The 26,831-nt window shown below is 29.6% G+C and carries 18 protein-coding genes; 1 reads left to right on the top strand and 17 read right to left on the bottom strand.

Translation table 11 applies throughout. The features are described 5' to 3' along the window. Positions 1-3: 3 nt before the first annotated feature. The 9 genes from QMG30_RS22210 to QMG30_RS22170 form a co-directional block, all read right to left on the bottom strand. Positions 4-453, bottom strand: a complete 450-nt coding sequence (locus QMG30_RS22210; protein ID WP_281819246.1) for a hypothetical protein — start codon at positions 451-453, stop codon at positions 4-6. Between the two features lie 507 nt (positions 454-960). Further along, the gene (locus tag QMG30_RS22205) at positions 961-1,179 is read right to left on the bottom strand and encodes a hypothetical protein (protein ID WP_281819245.1); all 219 of its coding nucleotides are present in this window, start codon (positions 1,177-1,179) and stop codon (positions 961-963) included. 70 nt (positions 1,180-1,249) lie between these two features. Further along, positions 1,250-1,867 carry a hypothetical protein gene (locus QMG30_RS22200; protein WP_281819244.1) on the bottom strand — a complete coding sequence of 206 codons (618 nt, stop codon included), beginning with the start codon at positions 1,865-1,867 and terminating at the stop codon, positions 1,250-1,252. 35 nt (positions 1,868-1,902) lie between these two features. After that, a complete protein-coding gene (locus QMG30_RS22195; RefSeq protein ID WP_281819242.1) occupies positions 1,903-2,046 on the bottom strand; it encodes a hypothetical protein in 144 nt (47 codons plus the stop codon). Positions 2,047-2,054: 8 nt separating this feature from the next. Next, positions 2,055-2,513 carry a hypothetical protein gene (locus QMG30_RS22190; protein ID WP_281819241.1) on the bottom strand — a complete coding sequence of 153 codons (459 nt, stop codon included), beginning with the start codon at positions 2,511-2,513 and terminating at the stop codon, positions 2,055-2,057. 125 nt (positions 2,514-2,638) lie between these two features. After that, positions 2,639-3,811, bottom strand: a complete 1,173-nt coding sequence (locus QMG30_RS22185; protein ID WP_281819240.1) for a potassium channel family protein — start codon at positions 3,809-3,811, stop codon at positions 2,639-2,641. A 338-nt stretch (positions 3,812-4,149) separates the two neighbouring features. After that, positions 4,150-5,007, bottom strand: coding sequence for an epoxyqueuosine reductase (locus tag QMG30_RS22180; RefSeq protein WP_281819239.1), 858 nt, complete (start codon positions 5,005-5,007; stop codon positions 4,150-4,152). A gap of 390 nt (positions 5,008-5,397) precedes the next feature. Further along, positions 5,398-5,868, bottom strand: a complete 471-nt coding sequence (locus tag QMG30_RS22175; RefSeq protein ID WP_281819237.1) for a hypothetical protein — start codon at positions 5,866-5,868, stop codon at positions 5,398-5,400. A gap of 1 nt (position 5,869) precedes the next feature. Continuing rightward, the gene (locus QMG30_RS22170; protein ID WP_434784583.1) at positions 5,870-6,088 is read right to left on the bottom strand and encodes a helix-turn-helix transcriptional regulator; all 219 of its coding nucleotides are present in this window, start codon (positions 6,086-6,088) and stop codon (positions 5,870-5,872) included. A 196-nt stretch (positions 6,089-6,284) separates the two neighbouring features. Between QMG30_RS22170 and QMG30_RS22165 the strand changes: the two genes are divergently transcribed. Further along, entirely contained in the window at positions 6,285-6,707 is a 423-nt protein-coding gene (locus tag QMG30_RS22165) for a hypothetical protein (protein WP_281819236.1), read from the top strand. Between the two features lie 129 nt (positions 6,708-6,836). Here the strand turns inward: QMG30_RS22165 and QMG30_RS22160 are convergent, their stop codons facing one another. From QMG30_RS22160 to QMG30_RS22125, 8 genes are all read right to left on the bottom strand, one after another. Beyond that, on the bottom strand, positions 6,837-11,756 hold the full coding sequence (locus QMG30_RS22160; protein WP_281819235.1) for a DNA repair ATPase: 4,920 nt from the start codon (positions 11,754-11,756) through the stop codon (positions 6,837-6,839). A gap of 11 nt (positions 11,757-11,767) precedes the next feature. Continuing rightward, positions 11,768-13,792 carry a flotillin family protein gene (locus tag QMG30_RS22155; RefSeq protein ID WP_281819234.1) on the bottom strand — a complete coding sequence of 675 codons (2,025 nt, stop codon included), beginning with the start codon at positions 13,790-13,792 and terminating at the stop codon, positions 11,768-11,770. Between the two features lie 80 nt (positions 13,793-13,872). Then, a complete protein-coding gene (locus QMG30_RS22150; RefSeq protein WP_281819233.1) occupies positions 13,873-14,526 on the bottom strand; it encodes an OB-fold-containig protein in 654 nt (217 codons plus the stop codon). Positions 14,527-14,946: 420 nt separating this feature from the next. After that, entirely contained in the window at positions 14,947-15,741 is a 795-nt protein-coding gene (gene aroF / locus QMG30_RS22145; RefSeq protein ID WP_281819232.1) for a 3-deoxy-7-phosphoheptulonate synthase, read from the bottom strand. A gap of 204 nt (positions 15,742-15,945) precedes the next feature. Beyond that, positions 15,946-16,683, bottom strand: coding sequence for a thioesterase II family protein (locus QMG30_RS22140; RefSeq protein ID WP_281819231.1), 738 nt, complete (start codon positions 16,681-16,683; stop codon positions 15,946-15,948). Between the two features lie 59 nt (positions 16,684-16,742). Further along, entirely contained in the window at positions 16,743-19,586 is a 2,844-nt protein-coding gene (uvrA, locus tag QMG30_RS22135; protein ID WP_281819229.1) for an excinuclease ABC subunit UvrA, read from the bottom strand. A gap of 58 nt (positions 19,587-19,644) precedes the next feature. Continuing rightward, entirely contained in the window at positions 19,645-20,574 is a 930-nt protein-coding gene (locus QMG30_RS22130; protein WP_281819227.1) for a nucleotidyltransferase domain-containing protein, read from the bottom strand. Between the two features lie 84 nt (positions 20,575-20,658). Next, on the bottom strand, positions 20,659-26,831 hold a 6,173-nt coding region (locus QMG30_RS22125), incomplete at its 5' end, for a non-ribosomal peptide synthetase (protein WP_281819226.1).

Below are 26,831 nucleotides of genomic sequence, written 5' to 3'. Positions count from 1 at the left end.
CAGCTATTCTTCTGTAAGTGATATTTTGAATTCTTCGGATTTTCTTCCTAGTTCATTATTATATACCACTATCCACAAATATCCAAGACTATCTGAAAATTCTTCTTCTTTTAACGTAAAAATAAACTTATCATGATTTGCTTTGCCAGAGGTTACTAATTGTTTGTATTCACTATTATCATTTCCAGAAGGTACAAAATATACTTCTGCTTCTGTAGAATCTCCTTTTACCGTTGCTGTCAATTCAGTATTATTGTAAATAGTTATCAACCCAGATTCGTCTTCTGTTAAAATTTTTCCTGACTTATTTTCAAAAGTTATTTTTTCAATAGCTGGTGGCTGTTTATCTAGTAACTGTTTATACAAAGTCACATATTTGTCATCACTAGATTTGCATGCAGTCAATGTTAATATTGTAATACCTAAGATAACTATTTTTTTTAACGTCTTCACAAAATCTCCTCCTATAATTCCTTGTTAATGCCTTGATGATCTAATATTTGAAGCAATATGTATTATCAGTACTCTCAACATTAAATTTTAAATTCTGATTGTTTATTTGCTTCTATAAGAAAAATCCTCTACTAAAGTTACGTGATATAATAAATTTTTTATAAAATTAATATTTCATAAGTTTCATTAATGGATAATATATCACATTTTATAATAATATAGTAATTGTGTCAAATTATGGGCATGAATTTGTGTATTCAATTATTTTATATTTCTATTTATTTATGATTTTTCATAATATTTTATCTTTTTTAATGGTTCGTTGTTGTTTTTTATGACCTTAATATTATACTACATCTTCCATTTTTTGTAAAATATAAAGACCTTTCATAGGTCTTTGCAAACATATACGATACTTTTTATTTATTAAATTATATTATTCCATCATAGCACAATTTTTTCACACTTATATATTTTATATATTATCAGTAGAATGAAATAATAACTTTATGAATTTTTTGATTTATTAAATTCCAGTAACTTTTCAATTTTTACAATTGTTTCTATGCGTTTATCCTCTGTAACATTTTCTTTTAAATTGTTTATTATAGCTTGTGCATACATTTTAGCTAAAACATCTTCTGTATTTTCTATACATTCCTTCTTCTTATTATCAGAAAAACTTATTTTCACTTTAATATCCTTATTAATATTTTTATTGTTCAAATAATACCCCTTAAAACTCTTTATTAATATATATGTTTATTATCATCAATTAATTAAGAATTCACAATAACTATAAATAATTATTGCACAAGTCAGTAATATGCTTGTGTATATCTATTGTACCTAATACGTTATCATTTAACTCAAGAGCATGATTAACATCTTCAATAATTTCAACTTTAATATTAGAATTAATAATTTGATCCAATAACTCTTTATTGAAATATTTATCTTTAGAACCAGTAATTAATAATCCGTTATATTTATTAATATATGGTAAACTATCTTTAAGAGGTGTTAAATATATATGATAGAAATTACTATATCCTTTATATTCATCCCTAACTTTACCCGATATTATTGTCCCCAAACTCTTTCCTATAAAATATATTATTTCATAAAATTTATCATTATTAACTATATTCAATAATTTTAATGCTTCTGGAACCAAAAATTCTTTAATATCTGTATCTAAATTATTGAAAGATAACTTAATAGCATAATTAATGCATAATACATCATATCTTTTTTCTAAAGCAGCTTTTCTTATATAATGTAAAACTGGCCTATTACAACTATTATTAAAACCTGGATATATTACAACTAGCCCTCTGCTATTATCCTGTGATAACATTAGATGTTTATACTTTTTATTATATGTACATGAAATTTCTGTTTTTTTAATCATATTCCTATTCCCACCTTTATATAAAACTTTAGGTATTAATCATATATCTTAGGAACCCCAAATATTTCAATGCTATTACTACGTTCTAAAGCATCTTCAACAAATCCTAGACATCTAAATGTATAATCAGTACTGTCAAGCTGGTCCAAAGCCCATTTTATAGAATTATCAATAAGCATTTCTATTTTTACTGCAATGATATCATGTTATCATTTTTGTACAAATGCCTAACTTCATCTTCGAAATAAAAAGAATCCTCAAAATCCAACTTTAATCTATCGTAATTTTCATCATAAATAACAATACCATCTTTTAAGATAACCATTTTCTTAAGATGATCATAATGTAACCCTGAATGATTATCAACTAATTTATAGCTTAGATAATTACTTGCTGTAGTATATTCTTTACCTATTTTCTCATATATGTACTTATCTCCAACATATGGCTCAAAGATACATATTTGGTCCCATTCAAAAGGTATAATTTCATTAATTAAATATTTACCATTATTGATAGATTTAATATCCTCTATTAATGATGTCTTTACTTCTATTATTTTTTTTTGCCTATAATTTATATAATCTCCACATATAAGTATAGTAAAAATCAAAATCAATGATATAATCACTTTTTTTATTTTCATTTTATCAATCCCCATAAAACCTAATATATTACCCTTAATCTTCTATCAATGTATTTATATATTATTATGTATTCTATACTTGTATAATTAATCAGCTGATTAGTATAATTTTTTTATCAATATATTTATTTTGTCATTTTCCTTAATAATGTTCCTGTGAAAAGAGCAATCATGACTACACCTAATATCATTTCAATAGAAGTAAATAATCTGCTTAATCCAATTGGCACTATATTACCATATCCCACTGTTGTAAAAGTTACTATACTAAAATGAAGATATGTTCCAAAAACATTGACGAGTTCTCTTATAGACATACAATTATGAGATGAAAATCCATAGTACACCGGTTGTCCTTCTATTTGTAATCCGCAAAATAAATATAATGATGCAAATACTATTACTAATATTGCCGAAATACCTAAAGTTCTAAAAGGTTTTTCACCATATCCTATAACTATACAATTAACAAATGATATAAATTTGTCCTTCTTTCTTTTGATAGTCATTCGTTCTAATTGCTTATATAAATAAAAATAATCACCTGACAGATCATTAATATTATTAATTTTACATATCTCGTATAGTCTATAATATATCATAGATATTTTTTTAATCTGGTCTACTCCTGAATAAAATGAGATAGAATCATTACTTTTTGTATCAATATTTTTTATATGAAATTTATCTATATATGTATTAGAATCCAACATCATATCTTTACTAAGTTCTAACATATCCAATATTTTTGGATACATAATTATTAAAAAGTTAAATTTACACTTACCAACAAAACTCAGCTTATATATAATTGGACTATCCATACTTAATGATTCATGTATTGTATCTATATATTTTGTATCCATAAATTTAGTTAATAAATAATACGAATTTTCACTATAGCATTTTAAAAATGAAGCTTTATCAAATACAACTTTTTCGCATTGTAATTCATATATATTACAATTTATAAATGTTATCTCAACTAGTTTTGAATCTTTTATAATAATTCTATCTAACTTACAATCTTTAAATACTATATTTCTCATATTGGAATCTTCAATAATGAAATTCTCAAATTCACATCCTTCTATAGTTAGTCCAAAAATTGAACAATTAATCCATCCGTGATTTATAAACTTACAATACTTCATACTTTCCGTAATGAAACACTCTATAAACTTCCCATTATAATACACAGATTGATTCAAATTAATTCTGTTATTTTTAATTTTACTAGCTATTACATTAACAATATTCTTTCCCATATTATTAAGTCGTTCATCACAATCAATCACTAAACACTCTTTGTCTATTTCATCTTGATATTTTATGCGTTTTTTATATGTATTTTGGAAATTTATATTTTTCTTTTCTATTATAAATTCATAAGTACTTTTTTTATGTTTTAAACTCAGTTTCTATCTCTCCCCCCATCTAGCATTATTAAAACTCATTTTTATGATATAATATATAATTAATGAGTTCTACTAGATTACCACTTATTATAGATGTGGGTTAATTCAATAAGATGGAATAATTGTTATTTAGTAAAACAGAACCCACATTCTGAACATCAATATATTACTATTTAATATAGTTGTTATAATCCTAATATTAACATCAACTACTAACTTCAACCCTTACTTTTAATAGGAATACCAGATTCACATGGTACTTGAGTTTGGCATAAACCACAACATGATGACATCAAATTATATTCTTTCTTTGTATGTTCTGTAATGATTTGAGATTGATATTTTCTGCATTTTATTTTATCATGACCATTTACAGAAATTGCCCCTGCTGGACACCTGTTTATACATTTCTTACAAGTACCATATTTATAATAAAGACAATATTCATGATAATCTGTATATGGTCTTAATGTTGGTTTAAGTTGTATCCTTGCTACTATAGAGCCACATCTCATTGCTTTTCCTACTTTTGTGATAAGACCATCACATAATCCAAATGTTCCTAACCCCGATACAAATGCAACATGTCGCTCTGACCAATTTGACGCATATCCATATTTTAATGATTTTTTATAATTCCACCCACCATATATAGCTGGTGCAACTGATTCATATCCATATTCAATTAAAATATTAACAAGATATTTACGAAGTAAATCATTAAATTCTTCTCCATATATTCTGGACTTTACCCAATTTTTAGCAGGAAAACATCTTTCCAGTCTTTGCTGAGTTTTTGTATATTCAGTCTGTGGTAATATCCAACTAATTACAGTTAATTCATCTGCACCAACCTTTAAATTAGGGTATTTTAAACTAAATATATCTAATGGAGTCCAATAAAATCCACCTATATCCTGTTTAATAAATCGATATAATGGATCATCACCTCTTGAATATCCAATAATAGGTTTTCCCCAAATCTTTTCGTTAGAGTCTGGATAATAATTATTAGGCATATGTGTAAATCCTTTAATCTTATTTTCTATGTATATAGATAATTCTTCATTTTTCATTATCATATCACCTCTTGGAAAGTTGATATACAATTATTTTCTTAGAGTATTTATAAAATATTGTTAAATAGTTATAAGATTGATATATCATTTTAAGAGCATAAAACATTTATGTAGACATTCTAGATATATATTAAATTGATAGGAGAAATTAATATTCAATAATGTTATTTTTACATACTAAGCTAAGGCTGTCAATAATTTGTTGCAACTTTAGCTTATAAAAAATATAACTCAACTTCCCACCTTTGATTTAATGTAGATAAATAAAAGTTATAGGTTGCAGAACAAAATATATAAGAAGCACATATTTTTTATTCTGCAAAACCTTTTAATTGGCATACTACATAAAATTTGAAATAAGAAAATCTAGTATATAACTATATAACCTTAGATTTTTTTTGAATATATAGTGTAGATAATTGCTTTACATAAGATGATAAAGGCTGAAACTGCTAGCAACGTCAGACTTATAGTTGAATTAATGAAACCAGTAATTACACATACAACAAGTAATGTATATAAAATTATATTAAAACTGATTTTACTAGATAACTGATTTAAAGCTATAGTTCTTTCATCATATTCTTCAATATAATATTTTTTCATTTTGTTATCGTCTTTGACCGCTTTATGATATTGAAAAGCTCTCATAGATAAGACAATTAAAGCTGCAAGACCAAAACCTGCACGAATACCATTAAGCATACCTCCAAAAAACCCTGCGATAATACTTCCAGTCAATACGCTATCCATAACAAAAAACAGATAACAGGTTGCAATTACTACAGGTAAAAGTATTATTGCAAAAATCAAACACAACTTTTCACGTTTCTTTAAAACTTTTTTATATTCTTCCATATTAAATATCCTCCATTTCTGAAAAATCAAAAACCTCTTCAATGGTCTTTCCAAAATATTTAGCTATTTTATATGCTAGTGGTAATGAGGCAGCATATTTACCTACTTCAATTGAAGTAATCGTTTGGCGTGTAGTTTTAACTGCCATAGCTAATTCTTCCTGAGATAACTTATGTTCTTTCCTTAGTACCTTAATATTGTTTTTAATGTTGTTTTTCATAATGCCTCCTTCCTACAGAATCATAATAATTTTAGCAAGTTAACTTTGCATTTTTAGTATAGCAAGCTTTGCAAATAATGTCAAGTATACTTTGCAAAATATGTTCCAATATTATCCTTTATACTATTTAACCTTTTAATACTTCCTTGGATATTATATAATTATGCTATTATACATAAATACAAGGAGTATTAAATTGAAAAAATCATATAAAACCCTATTGATAATATTATTTTACATAGTATTAATCTACTTTATAAAACCTATCAGACTAGTCAATCTTAACAATATAAATAAAATTGTAATTACAAATGAGGCTGAATCTAATCAATCTTCGCTTACACTAGATAATAATGAGATAAACAAGTTCAAAAAATCCATGGGGAATTTTACTATATTACCATTTACACTTAATAGTATTAAAGTAGTATATAATCTTCGTATGGACCTATATCATGGACGTAATAAAAAATATAGTTTTTATTTTTACTCTCATGATAATATTTTCGAAAGTGTAAGTATACCATCAGGAAAACTTTTGTATAAGATGAACTCTGATGTGCTTAGATTGCTTGAAGAGATTCTGCTAAAACATGATTTTTCATTGGAAGGGTATTAATAATAAAAAAATCTGTAACTTATAGAATGTAAAAAACTCCAACTTATTTTACTCTAAATAGTTGGAGTTTTTATATATTAATTTATATGATTTTTGAGCAAATTTAATATTCCAATACACTAAATTAAGCTATTTATTCTTTCTAGATAGAATATCTTTGATCATTTCTATGTTGTCAGTAAGATTACTTAAAACGCTTACAGCTTGACCTAACTTGTCATCACCTTTTATCATCTTGTTCTTGATGAATATGGATTTGATTTCATCAAGCCGTTTCTGTTCTTCACTACTTAAGCAACCAGCAATTTCTTTCCACTTAAGCATATTAGATTCCGCATCAGATGTTAGAGTCTGGGAATCATTTTCATAACTTGCTAGTATTTGATGATTCAATTCTTCATCGTTCATTATAGGAACTATCTTTTCCGCTATTTTATTCATGTTCCTATAAGAACCTTGAAGTTTGAAAGGTGGTTCATTTCTATATTCATCAGCCATAGCTGCAGAATAAATATACTCCATGTTCACTTTTAGAACTACATCTCTTACTCTAAATAGTTTTTCTATGACACTGGTATACTCATTAAGTTCATCTATTGAATAATTGTTTTCAAGGTTAACATTTTCTCTTTCAGCTCCATTAGCCATTTCAATAAGACCATATATATCCTTCTGACTCCTACTTGCGAGCTTACTAAGCACTGGATTAGAAGTTAAGCTATTTTCAATATAACTTAGCTTGAAGGCTTCTTCATTTTCCCTAAGCATATCTCCAAGATTATATACGTCTGCTCTGTTGGAAAGCATATCAGGGATCTTGAATTTTTCACCACTCTCAGTATAAGGATTACCAGCCATTACTACAGCTACTTTCTTACCTCTTAGATCATATGTTTGACCGACACCATTATATACTCCCTCGATCTTCCTCTGTCCATCACATAAAGAAATGAATTTCTGTAAGAATTCTGGATTACAGTGCTGTATATCATCAACATATATCATGACGTTATTTCCCATCTTAAGTGCAAGATTAAGTTTTCTAAGTTCATCTCTGGCACTAGTATTACTCGCTTTTCCTGGATCTAATGATGTTACATCGTTACCAAGAGAAGGGCCATTAACTTTAACGAGTATAATACCAAGTCTACTTGCTATATACTCCATTAAAGTAGTTTTACCATAGCCTGGTGGAGAAACTAACAATAGCATTCCCATCAAGTCAGTCCTCTTATTTTCTCCAATAACACCAATCTGTTTAGCAAGATTATCTCCGATAAGAGGTAAATATACTTTGTCAATAAGCTTATTCCTAACAAATGATGAAAGAACTTTTGGTTTGAATTCATCAAGATTAAGTTCTTTTTTGAACTCCTTGATAAGTTCTTTCTTAATATCTTGAAATTTGATATAGTCATTAACTGTAACTTCGCTATAGTAATTCAATTTATCCATGAACTTGGTATAGTCTAATTTGTAAGTTCCTTCATTAATCATATAATGGCTACCAACTAATTCAGTTATAGTTATCTTAGAATCCACATTAATGACTCTGCCTAAGTTTCTGTCATTCTCCATTAACAAGACAATTACCTCATCAAGTAAACCTACTAGTTCATCCTCCTCTAAACCATCAAAAACATTAGTTCCTATTCCATAAGCATTAACCCATTCTTTAATCAGATAGAAAAGGCCTTCAATGTCATTTTTGCTATTTTTAATAGATAGTTCAAAAATTTCAAGAGCATTTTTATCTCTCAAATAGCTAATAAAACCATCGTACATCTTTTTAGCTTCTCTACTGACAACGAAATCTTTATTTTTCATAATTTCTTTACATAGATATTCTGCTGCATCAGGAATATTCTTGTTATCAAATAAAGCAATATCTTTATAGGTGTTTTCAAGTTTTTCTACTATATAAGGTATATAATTCTCCAAATTAGGTGCTGTATTAAAGTATTCACTGACCTTAGCCAATTCACTCAACCTGGAAGTCAATAATTTTTTCGTATCAGCATCAATCAATCGATTCCAGAATAATCTAGCTAATGCCCTAACCCTACTACTATATATCAATAAATCTATATTCTGATTAAGTTCAAGTAATGCTTTTAATATCTTAGCTGCATCGCTATCATGTACCCCTTTAGTATAGCCTTCTTGATATCTTGGTTCCATATACTTTTGAACAATTTCCACCAACTGAATTTCAGACTTAGAATATAGAGCATCCAAACTTTCATACTGTTTGGTATTTGCTGCATTAAATACCAAATAAGCAAGGTATTCGCCTCTATATACATCTCTACTTTCTGATACAATACTCTGTGAAAATACATGTTCATATTTGCTAATATCTTCATGAACTACTTTATCCCAGAAATCCGTACCAGTTATATGATAATATAATTCATCATCTTTTTGCACAATAGATAAATCAATCGCTTTCGTGTTGACTGAAAACTGATGTCTACCTAATTTAATGACATTTTCACCATTAACATAGAGTTCTTCTTTATCTTTTAATTGACGAATAGCATCTTCTTTTAGCTTTTTCAATCTTGAACTAATTTCATCAGCCTTGACATTGTCTCCTAATTCTCTTAACTGAGAAATGATATCTCTAACTTTCTCAGCCATAATGTCAGTTGCAAGATATCCATTAATTTTTTCAACTGAATCATAACCATTAAGTCTGTTAGTTATTCCCTTTATGATACGCTCTGAAGAGTTAACTAATCCGAGGATACGTTTATTCAACTTATCTATCAATGCCTGCTTCTTACTCTCGAAAGCAGTATATAATTCTTCTCGTTTTTCTCCCAGCTTATCTATATAGTCATCAAATTCAGCAAATTTACCTTCTAATTCTTGTATCTGGACCATAACTTTATTGAGATATTGATCGCATTTTTCTACTGTATCAGAAACATCTAGATAATTAACTACAGCTTGACTAAGTAATTTCATTTGTGAATTAAACTGAGTAGTCATTTCACTTTTAGTAAATTGCTCCACCCTAGTTTTTAATCTTGCCTTAGCATTGTTTATTAGTGAAAACAACGATGATATTTTGTCAATAATTTCTGTAGTCATTGTAGGATCTTCAATCTTAAAATTACTTACGATATCTATCAAAAGTTCCAGTTCCGTACATGTTCCATCTATTTTTTTGGAGAGTTCTTTTCCTTCTTTTGACTTATTGACCTTGTCAACACCATCTTGTAATTCTCTTACTTTATCAGCATAAGGTTTAAGACCTTCAGGTTGAATTATGAACTCTACACACTTTTTAGAGAACTCTTCATTCTTTTCTCTAACCTTTACATCTAATGCATCAACAAATGGTATATCTGTATATCTCAAGTCCCTTAGCGAAACAATCTTACCACGAAGATTTCGTATATCAGCTAATACCTTCACATATTCATCAATACTATCAAATGTACCATATTCAAGTTTTTTGAGAAGTCCTTCTGATTCATCTGCAACATTACTTATTTGCTTTTTCGTAGACTTTTTGATTCTCACTACTTTTTCGAATTCACCAATAGCAAAAGTTGATGTCTCTTTTATAGATATAAGTACTTCTTTTAAGTTATATACCTCTTCTTTATCAAGCCAGAAATAAGAATCTATTATTTGTTCCGATTCTTTTACTATATCAAAATATATACTCTGATAACTCTCACCTTTTTGAATAAGTTTATATACTATCTTACATTCAGCCATACAGTTAACGATATCTTTATTACCTATATTGAATAAGATAGAATCATTTTTACTCTCAGCTACGTAATTTTTACCAACATAAGGTGTTTGCCATATCTGTATCATATGATTTTTTCTTGGCTCATCTTCGTTTTTGAAGACTATCATCTCACCATTATTAAAATGTGAGTATCCGCTACAAACAATCGGTGTATCTATTGTCTGCTCAATTATGTTATATGAATATACTAAATATATACCACTATCAATGTTATAGAAGATATACTGATAATCTTCTCCATTGGATGAACTGATCATCTGGTCAAAAACTAAATTGTCAGCTGGTACATCAAATACTTTATATTCACCGTTCTGTAGATAATAACCCTGAGGAAATATAAGTCCATGATTCCCAGGAAGGAGCATGCATGTATCTTTGATGGAATCGATTCTTACAACATTTTTCAACTTATTGTTGAATATGAAGTACCTATAATCATTCTCCTTGTATGGCTTAATCTTAAGTACTATTATCTGATCTAGATTAGCATAAAATATTTCAGCATCATCAAGATTCTGGTCCTTATCCTCAACATCTTCTGAATATATCCCTTTACCTGTTTCTGTATTATCTTCTACTTTTATTGTCAAGTCTCCATCTATAGTTTCAACAAAGACTTTATCAAGAATGGAGACATGTGGATGTATACCTGTTCTTTGGTCATCTCTGGTGGCCTTAATAAACTTAAAATCGTTTTTACCTACAAACCTAACTTCATGGTCACTTCTACAATCTACATATGTTAACTTGCCATCTTCTATCAGCCATTTGAATACTTTGATATCTGTAGCATTTTTACCGGTCTGAAAAATCATATAGAAGTAAGGTTCTATTATAGTAAACTTAGCAAAAAATGTATTCTTATAATACTTGTAGAGTTCATCAAAATCTCTCAGGAACTGGTCATTAACTATTAAATCAAGAGTCTGCTTCTGGAATGTACGGTCTTTATATTGATAAATAGAAAATACATCGCTAAGTTCAACCTTGGATTTTAAACCTATATGAACATTGTAACCAAAGATAAAATAGTCATCCACTGGTGCCATATCTCTTGGTATACAATTATTCTCAGTTATAATACGCTCACTTCCAAGAAGTTTAGTTTCAATAGAACCAAAAACTTCTTTTCTAATGGAATTTAGTTTGTGAACACGTTCTTGCAAATCAGTTCCTTGTTTGATAAGCCTGTTCTTAATAACTTCATATGTACCATTTTCCATATCGTTATTACTATTTTTAGTTTTTATATCTTTATTATCTTTAACATCCAATATCATCTACCTCATTTACGTGTAGTCTCTATCATTTTTGCTGGTAAGTCAGCAACTCCTGCCTTATTTACAGTATCTAATAGTTTGCCTAACATTGTTTTATCTGCACCGTTGGCATTATTCATCATTTTATTAACAGCTCCAGCTATTGATAGATTCTTTAAATCCTCAGATGTTAAGTTAAATCTACCTGTTAAATCTTGTAATTGTTTCTTAAAGTAATCTGGATCTCCTGTTATGAATGTTTCTTTTATATCACTAAGTACCTCACTATTATCAACTAAACGGTCATAAGATTTACCTCTTGTAATAGAACCGATAATCTTATCGAAGAACATAGTTTCTCCACCAACAATATCAATTTTAGCTGATTTAAGAGCTTCTGTAATAACAGCCGCTTGAGAACTCGCTATATCTTTTTGGATATTGATATCTGCAAGTGCAATTTCTTTTTCTTTTTCTAATTTGAGTTTGAACTCTTCATGTTCTTTTCCTACTTCATCTAATGCTTTCATGCTAGTTGCTTTTTCTTTAATACCTTCTGCTTCAGCCAAATATTTTTTCTTCAAGATATCTGCTTCAACATTTCCTTCTTTTTCTTTTACGTCAATCTTAGCAGTTTCACCTTTCGCTTCTGCTAAAGCTTTCGCTTCAATAACTTTTGCTTCAGCTATACCACCAGTAGATTCCTGAAGTACCTTAGCATCAACAATTACTTTTATGGACTCTGCCTCTTTTTGAGATGCTTTAAGTTTTGCATCAGCATCAATGATTGTTTTTTCTGCTGTTCTCTCAGCAGCTTGTTTTGAAGCTTCTGCTGTCTTAACTTTTATTATAAGATCCTTTTCTGATTCTTGTTCTGCTTTTTTGATAGCTACTGTTTTATTACGATCTGCTTCAGCTATAGCACGTGTATCTTTTATCTTCTCTTCCTCAACAACAGTATCTTTCTCAACAGATACTCTTTCTCTTATAACTGACTGTATGTCCTTTTTCTGAACTTCTACCTCTTTTTCTTTTTCTATAGTTGCAAGTTCAACTAACTTTTCTTTTTCTGTTCTTTCTAGTAATCTTTTTCTATCTACTCTTTCAGTTTCAACGGCATCTGTACTTTCTTTTGCTTTCATAGCAACAATAACTTGTCTTGCTTTATTTTGTTCAGCAACTTCTATCTCTTCTTCGGTTTTGACTCTAGCCATTTCTGACTTGAATCTCTCTTCTTGAGCTACTTTTTCTGCTTCTGCTATCTCTCTAGAATTAATGATCGCTATTTCTCTTTTTTGTTTAGCTTCTGCTTCTGCATTTTGTTTTTCAAGTTCTAGTATCGCTTCTCTTGCAGATACATCCTGTTGTTTTATAGTTTTCTGTTTATCTCTTTCTATTTGATTAGCTAAGATTCTTTGTTCTGCTGTAAGTTCAGTTATTTTCTTGATACCCTCTGAATCCAAGATATTATTAACATTCAATAGACCAACATCAGTTTGTTCTAAGTAATCAATTGCAGCATCATCCATAACATAACCATTTAAATCTGTCCCAATAATTTGGAGTATTTCATTTTTGAATGTTTCTCTTTCAGTATATAATTGAACAAAATCAAATTTTTTACCAACTGTTTTTAGGGCTTCTGAGAACTTGGCATCAAAAAATTCCATCAAAGTGGTAGGATCAGATGCTTTTTGGCAACCTAATAATTGAGCAACTTTCAATACATCTTCTCGTGTTTGATTTACTCTTACAAAAAAGGCAACTCTTATATCAGCTCTTAGATTGTCTTTACAAATCAAACCATCTTTTCCTTCTCTGGCTATTTCTACTCTTTTAACTGCGATATCCATTATTTCATATCTATGGACTATTGGCACAACAAAAATACCACCAAAACATACTATTGGACCACCAACACCATTTCTTACTATAACTTTTCCTTGCTCTACCTTGTGATAGAATCTTGAAAAAAGTGCAAGTAATCCACCAACAACAATTACTACTACTCCGATAGTAACTAATATAATTTGAACTGAATAATATTCCATTTTAACACTCCTTATTTTTACTGAGATAATTTTATTGTTGGAACTGAATTTCTTTTAATAGAATATGTAGATTTTATTATTTATATATCTAACTTGACAATGTAATATATATCTTTATGTGTGTCTTTTCTGTTGACGAATGCAGTCTCATCCTTATTAAATGTTTCTTCATCATACTCGGATTTGACATTAATTACTATTGAAGCACCATCTCTTTTAATTTTTGCTTGACCTAGACGTCCATCTTTAACATCGCACATCAATATGCACAGTTGTGTGGTTACTTGATCGTTTCTGTTATCTTGCATATTACTATACTTGAATATACCTTTTAGTGGAATGGTTTCGTATTTAGTTATGAATATACTAATTATCATGGCAGGTATCAATAATATTCCATTTAACAGACCTCCTACAGCAACGAAGGGTAAATAATACATTAACATTGATAAAATCCAAAAATTTAGTATGAATATGCTAAGTATTAACATAAAAGGTAATTCTCCTACATTTAAGAAAGCTAAGATTGCATAGAATGGACCTGAATTATCAGCACCTATGTCCATGTCAATATCTAAAAAATCAAAATCGAAGGCACCAATAATAACTGTAATCCAATACAATAATATCAGTCCTAATAAAGCTGTAGGTATAATATTTACTCCCGTAACAGCATTTTTTAGTAACTCCGTTGTAACAACCCCCTTACATTCAGGATTTGTAATGTTTACCAAATCTTTTAATTTTTAACAACACATGCTCAATTTGAAATATTTAATAATATGTACGTGTAGAATCAAACACTAATAATATATATTATACATGTAATTTTATTATTAATTCTATATATAGTCAAGATATAATAATGAGTTAAAACTTGAATTAACATATTATTCCTGATATTAAATTATTAGAATTTTTGCATTGAGTTAGTATGAATATAATTTATACATTGAAAATCCAATTCTGCTATTAACTTATATAGATAAATTCTTATATTCCATATAGTTTTTAGTTCACATGAACAAAAATCTAGCCAGTGTATATGATAATAAACATATTATTATCATACACTGGCTACAGCTGCTATCAATATTTTCTTAAACACTTTCTAACGATTAATCTTTCTGTTTTCCTCTAAATAAAATCTTTATTTACATTGCTTTTGGCTCATTTACTATAGATCTTAACTCCATTATAAGTTTTTCAAACTGTGGAAAATCCAGAGATTGATTGCCATCACTAAGTGCATGAGCAGGTTCTTCATGTACTTCAATCATTAACCCGCTAGCTCCACATGCTAAAGCAGCTTTTGACATAGGTCCTACAAGTTCTCTTCGGCCTGTCCCATGACTAGGATCCACTATGACAGGACGGCCTGTTTCTCTTTTTATTATACTTACAGCAGCTAAATCCAAGGTATTTCTAGTATAATCATTAAATGTTCTTATGCCTCTCTCACACATGATAATCTTATCATTCCCTCCCATTGCTATATATTCTGCCGCCATTATCCATTCTTTCACTGTTGCACTTAATCCTCTTTTCAACATAATGGGATTTTTGGTGTGCCCTAAAGCTTTAAGTAAAGGATAATTATACATATTTCTGGAGCCAATTTGAATGATATCTGTGCATTCACTTACAACATCTATGTATTTTTCTTCCATAACTTCTGTTATAATAGGTAGCTTTGCTTTTTCCCCAGCTTGTTTCAAATATTTAATACCTTCTAATCCTAACCCCTGAAAATCATAAGGACTGGTTCTTGGTTTGAAACAACCTCCTCTCAGCACATGGACGCCTAATTTTTTCAGAAAAAAAGCAGCTTTTAGTATATGTTCTTCTGATTCTACTGAACAAGGTCCAGCTATAAATATTGGATGTTTATCATCACCTATTCTTAGCCCACCAAGATCTATAACTTTATTGTCTGTTAAATTACTCATATATATTTTCCTCCGAAATCCTCTATTGCTCTACTTAACTTTTAATTTAATCATCTAAATCCTTAATAACTATATTATTGAATTTAAAATACTATTAATTATATTTTAAAAGCTAAATGTAATGAGAGACAAATATACACTGGCTAAATCATTCCCTTTTCAAATATATTACTTAGAAATTTCTATGCGATTTAGGGTTTACACTTACCTATATACTAATTCTTTATTTATGATTGTTGTAATATCCTCTATATGATTATTGATAAAAAAATGATCACCATCAAAATCATACATTCTAAATTTACCAGTGGAATGATTTTTCCATTGTAATAATTCCTCCAAAGTAATATCATCTTCTTTCCCATACAATATTGAAATGTCACATCCGATTTTTTCTTTTTTTTCTTTATATTTATAAGCTTCTATGATCTTAAAGTCATTTCTGATTATAGGAAGATATGTTGAAATAAGTTCTTTATTACTTATTACTTCTTCTTCCATCCCTCCCATTTCAATAAGCTTCTCTATAAATTCATCATCTGCTAATCCATGAATATCCTCTTTTTTCTCTACTATATCGGGAGCCTGATATCCAGAAAAAAACAAATGTCTAGGCTTTTTAATTTCCATCTCACAAATTCTATAGTAAAGTTCATATGCTAGAATACTCCCCATACTATGACCATATATAGCATAATCACAACTACTATCTGATATCATATCTTTGATGTTAAACAAGATATCATTTACTGCTTCGTCAAAAGTATAATATAGTTCTTCGTCAAATCTTTTACCTCTACCTTTTAACTCTACTGGCTTCAATTCAATTGATGAATGAAGATATTGCTTCCATTTATAATATATTGTTGCTGAACCTCCTGCATAAGGTATACTAAATAATATCATGATCTGCATGTATGATATGAACAAACGTATTATCATACTTTTCCTTTCCTTTTATTGTTGGGTACAACTTTGATGTACGATACTTTCACAATTCATCATAGTAAATACTCTTTTAAGTACTTACTTGTATATGAATCATTATTTTCTATTATCTCTTCTGGACTTCCTTCAGCTACTAATTTGCCTCCTTTTTCTCCAGCACCAGGTCCTAAGTCAATGATATAATCAGCTACCTTAATTAAATCCAAATTATGCTCAATAACTAAAACAGTATTACCCTGATTTACTAACTCATCTAAAGCCAATATAAGTTTTTCGATATCATCTAAATGCAGTCCTGTTGTTGGTTCATCCAATAAATAGAGGTTATCCTTTTTCTTCTTCAATTTACCTAGTTCTTTTCCTAGTTTTATCCTTTGAGCTTCTCCCCCTGACAAAGAGCTTGAGCTTTGTCCTAACTTCAGATAGCCTAGTCCAAGTTTATTTAATACTTTGATTTTTCTATAGATTCCATTCACGTCTTTAAAAAATCCCAATGCCTCTTCTACTGTTAAATCAAGTACCTCTGCAATATTTTTCCCACTATATTTGACAGATAATATCTCACTCTTATAACGCTGCCCTTTACATACTGGGCAAACTGTAGTGATGTCTTGTACAAACTGTAATTCCATCACTATCCTTCCTTCACCATTACAGTTTTCACATCTACCCTCAGTAGTATTAAAACTGAAATATGTGTTATTGTATCCCTTACTTTTGGCCTCTTCTGTATTCGCATATAGGTTACGTATGCTATCATAAATACCCAAGTAAGTAGCTACATTAGACCTAGAACTCCTACCTATTGGTGTTTGGTCAATATTTCTTATATCACTAATATTCTCTATTCCTTCTATGCTGTCATAGCAACCTGGCAAAACTCTTGTATCATGTGTTTTAGATATAATTGCTTTGTAGAGCACTTCATTGACAATACTGCTCTTTCCTGAACCTGAAACTCCTGTAACACAAATCAACGTATGAAGGGGTATGTTCACATTAATATCTTTTAGATTATTTTCCTTAGCTCCTTTTATTATAATAGACTTTCCAGATCCTTGTCTTCTCTTCTTAGGCAACCTTATACCTTTAATATCATTTAAGTATTTACCTAGTAGGCTATTTCCTTGTTGAATCTCATGGATATTTCCTGTAGCAACAATTTCGCCCCCGTGAATTCCAGCTCCAGGTCCAATCTCAATAATGTAATCAGCCGTTTTAATGATATCCATATCATGTTCTACAACAATGACAGTATTACCTGCTTCCTTTAATCTCTTTAAGGCTCCAATTATCCTATATGTGTCTCTTGCATGAAGACCTATACTTGGCTCATCAAGGATATATATCATTCCCATCAGGTCTAACCCAATTTGCGTTGAAAGTCTGATTCTTTGAGTTTCTCCTCCAGACAGTGAATTAGCACTCCTACCTAAATTTAAGTATTCAAGCCCAATTTCAATTAACGCATTAAGTTTTAGACTTAATTCAGCTAACAGCTGTTGGACAGAACCTTTTTTTGATTCAGGTATATACATATTTTGAAGAAAGTTCTTTAACTCTGTTATATTCAAACAACCAAAAGTATAAATATCAACATTATCAATTTTCACTAACAATCTGCTTCGTTTGATTTTTTTACCTTTGCAATCTGGACAAAGTCTATCAACAAACAACCTTTCATTTTGTTTACTTGTTGAACCCTCCAACACACTTTTTTTGTAAAATCTGTTCACATAATTGACTAGACCTTCATAACTTACGAATCTTCTCTTATTCTCATCATAGCGTTCACCATTAGGTCTCAATAATTCATACCTCTCACCTTTTGTTCCATACATTAGAACATCTTTAATGTTTTCACTTAACTCTTCATAAGGTGTATCTATATCAAAACCATAATGATTTGCGAGGCTATACAATCTAGCTGCACCATTTCTATCTGTCAATAAAAATTGGGAGATATAGAATGGATTCTGTTTCATACTCTTTTTACTATCTTTTATCAATAATCTGGGTTCTGTTACTTTATAAGTCCCTAATCCTTGGCATGTTGGGCATGCACCACTTAAATCATTGGCTGAAAAATCCTTAGGCATGTATCTGCCTGCAACAATATTATGTTCACAACCCATTAAGTCATTTATCATTTTTCTGATATTTTCATCAGGTATATCATCTCCAAGAACATTAAACTTCACTAAGTTCTCTCCAATATCCAATGCACGATTTATTGAAGCAACTAATATTTCATAGTTATCTTTCAGGATGCTAACCTCATCTACTGCAACATAAATTGAGTATCGTTCCTCTTCATTTAATTGGATATTATCCTTCATGTTATATAGAATTCCATTAACCAATACTTTTCTAAAACCTTTATTACGTAAATCCGTCAACAAATAATCATAGTCTTCATCATATATTTTGTTTACTGGTGCAAATATTTGCAATATCGTACCTTCTGGTAAATTCATTAAATGATCGACCATTTGGTTAATTGAATAACTGTTAATCACACTATTACACACTGGACAATGGGCTTGTCCTAGGACAGAATATAACATTCTTACATAACTTGATAAATCAGTTAAAGTCGCAACAGAAGATCTTGGATTCGTAATACTTCTTTTTTGAGGTATTGATATTACTGGAGATAAGCCGTTTACCATATCCACATCAGGTTTAGGCATATTTATCATTCCTGTTTTTGAAGCAGAAGATAATGATTGCAGAAATCTCCTTTGTGCTTCACCATATAATACATTATACGCAAGAGATGTTTTTCCCGATCCACTTACACCAGTAATGACAACAAAGCTATCTCTCGGTATTTCTACGCTGACATTTTTTAGATTATTTTCTCTTGCATTCTTTATGCTTATGCTCTTCTCCATATATTTCCAACATCCTTTCTATTGTGTTCATAACCAAATGGTAACCATTATAATAGTCCTAACAATCATAATTATACGCATATGCTGCTTCTTCATAGAAATACTTGCTTTTATCTACAATTTTGATTGATTCACTAGTTTTAATTAATATATTCTTTTCAGTTAACCAATTATATGCATCCGTCAATTCATTTCCTTCATTATTGAAAGAATATTTTCTTACAATATATTCATTGACCTCTGAAGTTCCTCTTACTTCGCCCTCTGTTTCAAGCCAATTTATTATAGGAGCAAAGATTAATGCTGTTTTTTCTACTAAATATCTCGTACATTCTTCTACCGAATTTCCAATCATCTGGTAAGTAAGGGGGCGTTTCAGTAAATCGACATATATCTCTTCCCAAAAAACAGGATTTAATTTAAGTGCCTGAACTTCCACTAATTTACTCTGATATTGGTTATGTAAAGCTATTTCTATACATGATAAATTCTTTATTAATTTCAGATACATGTTAAATATCTTTACAATATCTTCTGATTGATTCAAGGTCTTCTTGACCTTCTTAATACTTGTAACTGAATAAACACCGTATCTTAACAAGTTTCCTTCTTGCTCTATAGTTCCAGGTGTTTCCATATCTGAATATAAATTCTTTATCATATTATCCGTGCAATAAAGTAACTTACTATGATTCAATATTGACTTAAATATACTATAGTTCTGTGGACTCTGAGCTAACTCAATAAAATATTTCCTACTGTATAACTCAACTTGAAAGTCTATATCCTCTTCTATGAGAGAGAACTGCTTGTATATGTTTTTGTTGTTTTCTTTGGAAATCAACCAAATATCAATATCCGAGTCTTCCCATAGATTACCATTAACTATACTTCCGTAAGAAATAACCCCTATGATTTCTTTATCTTTTTTTATCTTGTCAAGAAATGTCTCTACTATTCTGTTGTATTTGATATTTAATTCATTCATTACCTATAGCACCTCATTTCTACTGATAATTAATGTAACACAAGATATAAAATATATTAGTGTCCTTAATTTCAATCTACACTCTTACCAAAAGCCTATTTGTTTTCCATATTCTACCATACTATCAATCTTCTCTTTATTTGGCTTAACCCACCTAATACCAATTCTTTCTAATAATCTTTCAGTCTTGTAACAATCCCATACAAAAACAGTTCTAAAATACCTATCTGTTATACCAGAGTGGGCAATAAATGCATCAATATATTCTTTCATATTATCGCTACCAGAAATATTAGAATGAATATACTCAATAAAATCATCTACTGATACTTCTCTGACACCTAAATATTCTGCTATTTCACTCAGTTCAATAGTATTCGTATTATAAATATGATAGATTTCATTCTTTAATGATTCTCTACTTATAAGACTTACTATTGATTTGCTTGAGACATCAACATATGATAGCTCTAATGGATATGTATCAAATTTCGGTAACAAACCAAATTTAATTAATGATTTCACCTGAAGATAAAAAGCGTTGTTATTGATGTTTTGTTGGAATCTACCATTTTGGGAATTGAATACAACATTTCCCAGCCTAAAAATATTGGTGTTAATGCCATATTTACGAGCATCAATTACTAGCTTTTCAGCCATTGTCTTTGTCTTAATGTAGTTTATCTCTTTTTCCTGATTGAAATTTTCAATCACTTCTACGTTTTCAGAAAAAACCATGGATCTTTTATCTCTGATCTTTCCTGTAGATACACTCATTGTAGATATATGATGAAGATCTTTTATAGTACCCTCCTTGGCTAAATCAAGTAAATTCATAACCCCTCTAACATTTGAACGATAAGATTGATTATAATCTGTATAATGAGACACATTGCCTGCTGAATTAATTATACAGTCAATTTCATCAATTAGTTTATTATACTCATTATAATCTAATCCTAATTTATTTTCTGATATATCTCCATTGACTATTGTTATCCGATGGGAATAATCACTTATTTTACACTTGTTGAAATTAAAAGCTAATACACGATTTAATCTGATTCTAGCTTCATTAGCTGACTTAGCTCTTATCAAAATAGTTACATAATAATTCGTATTAACTAATAATTCATGTAGAATATAACTTCCTACATATCCCGTAGCACCTATTAACAGAATATTATTGTAACATTTTAGCAAATCTAAGTCAACGCTACCATAGGTCCTATTATAATCTAATTTGATATTCTCTAATTCAGTTCTTGTCATCTGCCTTATTTCTTCATCACTATACTGCTTCCCTTCAAAAGAATTCCTAAACTTTTGAGTACTTCCTTTATGAACAGTTTTTAACTCATTCAAAGTATTCTTCAAATGATTTTTATCATATTGAATCTGCTCAGCTAATTGCTTAACAGTTTGATACTTGAATACATCATTAGTACTGATAGTATAGTTTTCTTTTGCCTTCATGACGAATTTAATTGCTGATAATGAATTTCCACCTAAATCAAAGAAATTATCTTCAATACCTATATCACGGTTACACCCCAAAACCTCTTTCCATAATCTTACTAATTCTTTTTCGGTACTGGTTTTGGGTTCTACATATTTCACTGATTCAACAATATTAGTTTCATAAGTTACAAGTTCAAGTTTGTTAATTTTACCATTCAATGTAAGTGGCATTTTGTCTATTATCTTGAAATATGTAGGTGTAGAATATGATGGTATTTTTTGACGTAATCCTTCTTTTAAGTTAGTAATAAATGATTGATGATCTTCTTCCTCAATCAATGTCATAAAAGCATAAAGGTGCTTGTTGTCTTTTTCATTATCTTTTACTACTACAGCACATTCATTGACATTGCTGTTTTCAAGAATTTTGCTTTCGATTTCACCGAGTTCAATTCTATAGCCATTTAATTTAATCTGATTATCCATTCTCCCATTGATTTCTAATTCACTATTACCAATAATTCTGGCAATATCACCTGTCTTATATAATCTTTCCTTTATATTATTAATGTTCAGCTCGATATATTTTTCTTGAGTCCTTTCTTCGTTATTAATATATCCTCTTGTTACACCATCACCACCAATACATAATTCTCCATATATACCTACTGGCAGTATGTCATTATTTTCCCCAACAATATATACTTGAGTATTTGAAATTGGTTTACCAATATTAATGGTATCTGCATCCGTAATTAGCTTCATAGTTGACCATACAGTTGTTTCCGTTGGACCATATGCATTGTATATTTTCGTGTTTTTACAAATGCTACTAATATCATCATAAAGATCTATAGGGAATTGCTCCCCGCCTATAATAAGTTCTTTTACATTAATTAGTCCTCTAATGTTCTCTTTATCCTCAATCAGCATTCTCAATCGAGTCGGTGTTAATTGTAACATATCAATTTTTGAATTATCTATTAACCTGATCAGTTCATAAGGTTCCCTCATTTGTTTTGTCTCAGCAATAACAACTGTTCCAACATTCAGTAACGGTACTATTGTTTCTAATACAAAAATATCAAATGACATTGTTGTTAATGCCAGAACCTTTTTGTTTGGATAGAAATCAAATATTTGTTCCATGGCAAGAGAAAAGTTAACTATATTTCTATGCTCGACCATTACACCTTTAGGGTCTCCCGTTGAACCTGATGTATAAATGATATAGGCTACCTCATTTGATCCAAATACTTTATTCAAGTTATTTCTATCTTCACCTTGGTCAATATCAAATGATATATATTTTTTTTCTGGGTTATAATCTAAACAATAATCTTTATCACATAGTATCAAACTAGAACCACTATTGTTGATTATATAATCAATTCTTTCTTGTGGATAATTTATGTCAACTGGAACATAGGTCCCCCCTGTTTTTAATATGGCAAAAATACCTATTATCATATCAAATGAAGGTTCAGTTATTATAGCCACTGTTTTACTCTCATCATCTTCATAATTCTTAATTATTTTTCTAGCCAATTGATTGATTCTACCATTTAACTCATCATAAGTCATAAAAGCATCTTGAAATCTTAAAGCTATTGCTGAAGGGTTTTTTTCACAAACCTCTTCAAATAAATCTACAACCGTTTTATAATTATTGTACTTTAACTTAGTATTGTTCACTTCATTCTTAATAAATTGATTTTCACTATCTGACAATAACGTTAATGATTCAACAGTTCTTTCCGGATTTCCTGTAATCTGGTTCATTAATTCAATAAAATGATTCATCATCCTTATTATACTCTCTTTTTGATACAGCTTAGAGCAATACTCCATATTTAAGAATATCTGTCCATTTTCTTCAACGGCTGAAAGTGTCAAATCATATTTTGATATATTACTTTCTACTGGATAATTAATAATATCAATATCACTGAATCCGATACTCTTTGTATCTATATTTCTCATTATGAACATGATATCAAATATTGGATTTCTACTTAAATCCCTCTTGATATTTAATTTGTCCACCAACATTTCAAACTGATAATCCTGATTTGAATAAGCATCAAGAGCATTCTTTTTAACCCCTTGTAAGAAATCAATAAACGTTATGTTTTCTTCAATCTCATTCTTGAATACAAGGATATTCACGAACATTCCTAAACTTCTTTCTTCATCACTATTTGAACGCCCTGAAATTGGAGAACCTATAAGTATTTCTTTCTGTCCTGAATACTTATACAGTAAAATATTAAATATTCCTAAAAGGGTCATAAACAATGTAACTTGATTATCTTTTGCCAACTTCATTAATTTGCTTGTGAGCATATGGTCTAATGTATAGTCAATACTATTACCTTCAAAACTTTGAATAGAAGGTCTTTGAAAATCAAGGGGCATATTTAGTTTTTCTACACCTCTAATAGAATTAAGCCAATATCTTTCTTGTTCTTCAATCTCTTTACTGGCAAGCAATTCGTTTTGCTTCAATGTGTAATCTTTATATTGTTTTTTAACCTCCTCAAGTTGTATGCCACTATACAACATAGCCAATTCCTGAAACATGATTTTTATTGAAGTCACATCTGAAATAATATGATGTATGTCCATAATCAAATAATGTTTGCTTTCATTTTCTTTTATCAGCTTGACTCTTAAAAGAGGAGTTTCATCTAAATTGAAAGGCTTAATAAATTCTTCAATCCTGTGTTCAATACTTCCATTTTCAAGTTCTTCATAGGTCATATTGAACTCTATTTCTTTAAAGACCTTTTGAACTAGCTCATCATTTCTTATTCCAAAACAGGTTCTTAGAATATCATGCCTTTCTACCAACTTTCTGTATGAATTCTCTAACTTTGACTTATCAACTTTCCCTTCAATGACTTTGACAATAGGTATATTATAACTTAAGCTTCCTTCCTCTATTTGATTGATTGTATACAATCTTTTCTGAGCTGCTGATTGAGGATAGTATCTTACGTTACTTTCTTCAACTTGATTATTGGTATTTTTCAAACCTAATTCAATGCAGTGCATGAATACTTGATTTTCCTGCAAATTAAAATACTCCCTGATTGACTGAAAATTCATAGCACCAATTGAACATATACCAATATCTCTAGTTTCAGCAATTTGTGTTAACGAACCAACCATTATACCTGTATCTATACATGCATATAAGTACCCCATTGAACCATATTTAGGCATATTTACATCTGTATTGTATATCATATATATTGATACTGCAGATGAGTTGAATATTTCTTTATTCCCTCTTCCATATGCATTAACGGTAATTTTACAATCATTAGATACTTCAAATAACATATTTTCTGATACATTATAATAATACAATCCTCTTTTGAACCCCTGGACTCTACCTTCTTTTATATAGATATATATATCAATAGGATATAACCCACCTGCACTTGCATAATAATACTTAACATTATCTTCAATACGATTCTGTCTAAATACTGAAATCAAATAGGAAAAATCATCAAACGTTATTATCTGTTCTTCGTCAAACACTCTATATGTTCTTCTTCTAGAAAGCTCATCAGGCAAATCATTTTGGCTAACTAATCCTATCCCATCATTGACTTTGGATGAAAAACCGTAATTTCTATTCAACTGTTCTCTTTTGTACGCCTCATATCGTTGTGAATCATACAAAATGCTTTCATCATAAGGACTTTCATACATATTGTCAACGATGCTTAAAAGGTTTTCCATAGGAATCATAGTATTGACTAATGCTCTGTTTTTGATTAATTCCTCAATACCATTTCTCACCGATAAACTATCCAAATGCTTGAATTGTTCTATAATCTCTTGTATAGTACTCGGTTCCTGGGTCATAAAATATATTTCTGGGAATAAGGCTGACACATTTTCTGAACATTTCTTACCCATTATTTCAATATTCCCTTGAACCTTTTTCCAATGAACAATTGGTGACCATCTATACTTACTATCTGTTTCCATTTCAATGGTATTACTTAATTTATCAGTGGTGTCTACAACGTTAACAGCTATACCCTCTTTTGACTTGGTAGATATGATACTTGATACATTATCCAACGTTGGTCCAGTAAATATATCCTTTATTTTGATTTTTAATCCAAAGTCTCTTTTAATGGCATTAATCATATACTGAACTTTTAAAGAGTCACCGCCTATTTCAAAGAAATCTGATTCTGTACTTATCTTTCCTTCTTCTATGTCCAGTATGTCACTCCATATTCTTGCAAGCTTCTTTTCAACTTCATTTTTGGGAGCTATGTATTCTTCTTCTGTAAGATATGCATTGCTTGGCATTGGTAATTTCTTCTTGTTTACCTTTCCATTTGACGTCAATGGTATTTCCTCTATCTCTTCAAAGTAGCTTGGTATCATGTATTTGGGTAGTGTTTCTGCTATGTATTTTTTTATTTTCCTTGCTTCATATCCTTCTTTTGCCACTACATATGCACATAAGTATTTTTTATCGTACTTGTTCTTATTGTCTACTACCGCAACATCTTTTACCATGCTGTTTTCTTTTATCCTTGCTTCTATTTCTCCTAGTTCTATTCTATGTCCTTGTATTTTTACCTGAGTATCAACTCTGCCTAAGAATTCTACATATCCTTCTCTTTTTAGTTTCCCATAGTCTCCTGTCCTATAGATTCTTCCTAGTTCATCATGGTCTATGAATGCTTTTTGTGTTTTTTCTTTGTCTTTTTTATATCCTGATGCTACTCCTTTGCCTCCTATGTATATTTCTCCTTTTG

This window comes from Vallitalea longa, from assembly GCF_027923465.1.
Classification (GTDB): domain Bacteria; phylum Bacillota; class Clostridia; order Lachnospirales; family Vallitaleaceae; genus Vallitalea; species Vallitalea longa.
The sequence above is the reverse complement of the archived record's forward strand: the minus strand, read 5'-3'. Positions and strand labels throughout refer to the sequence as shown.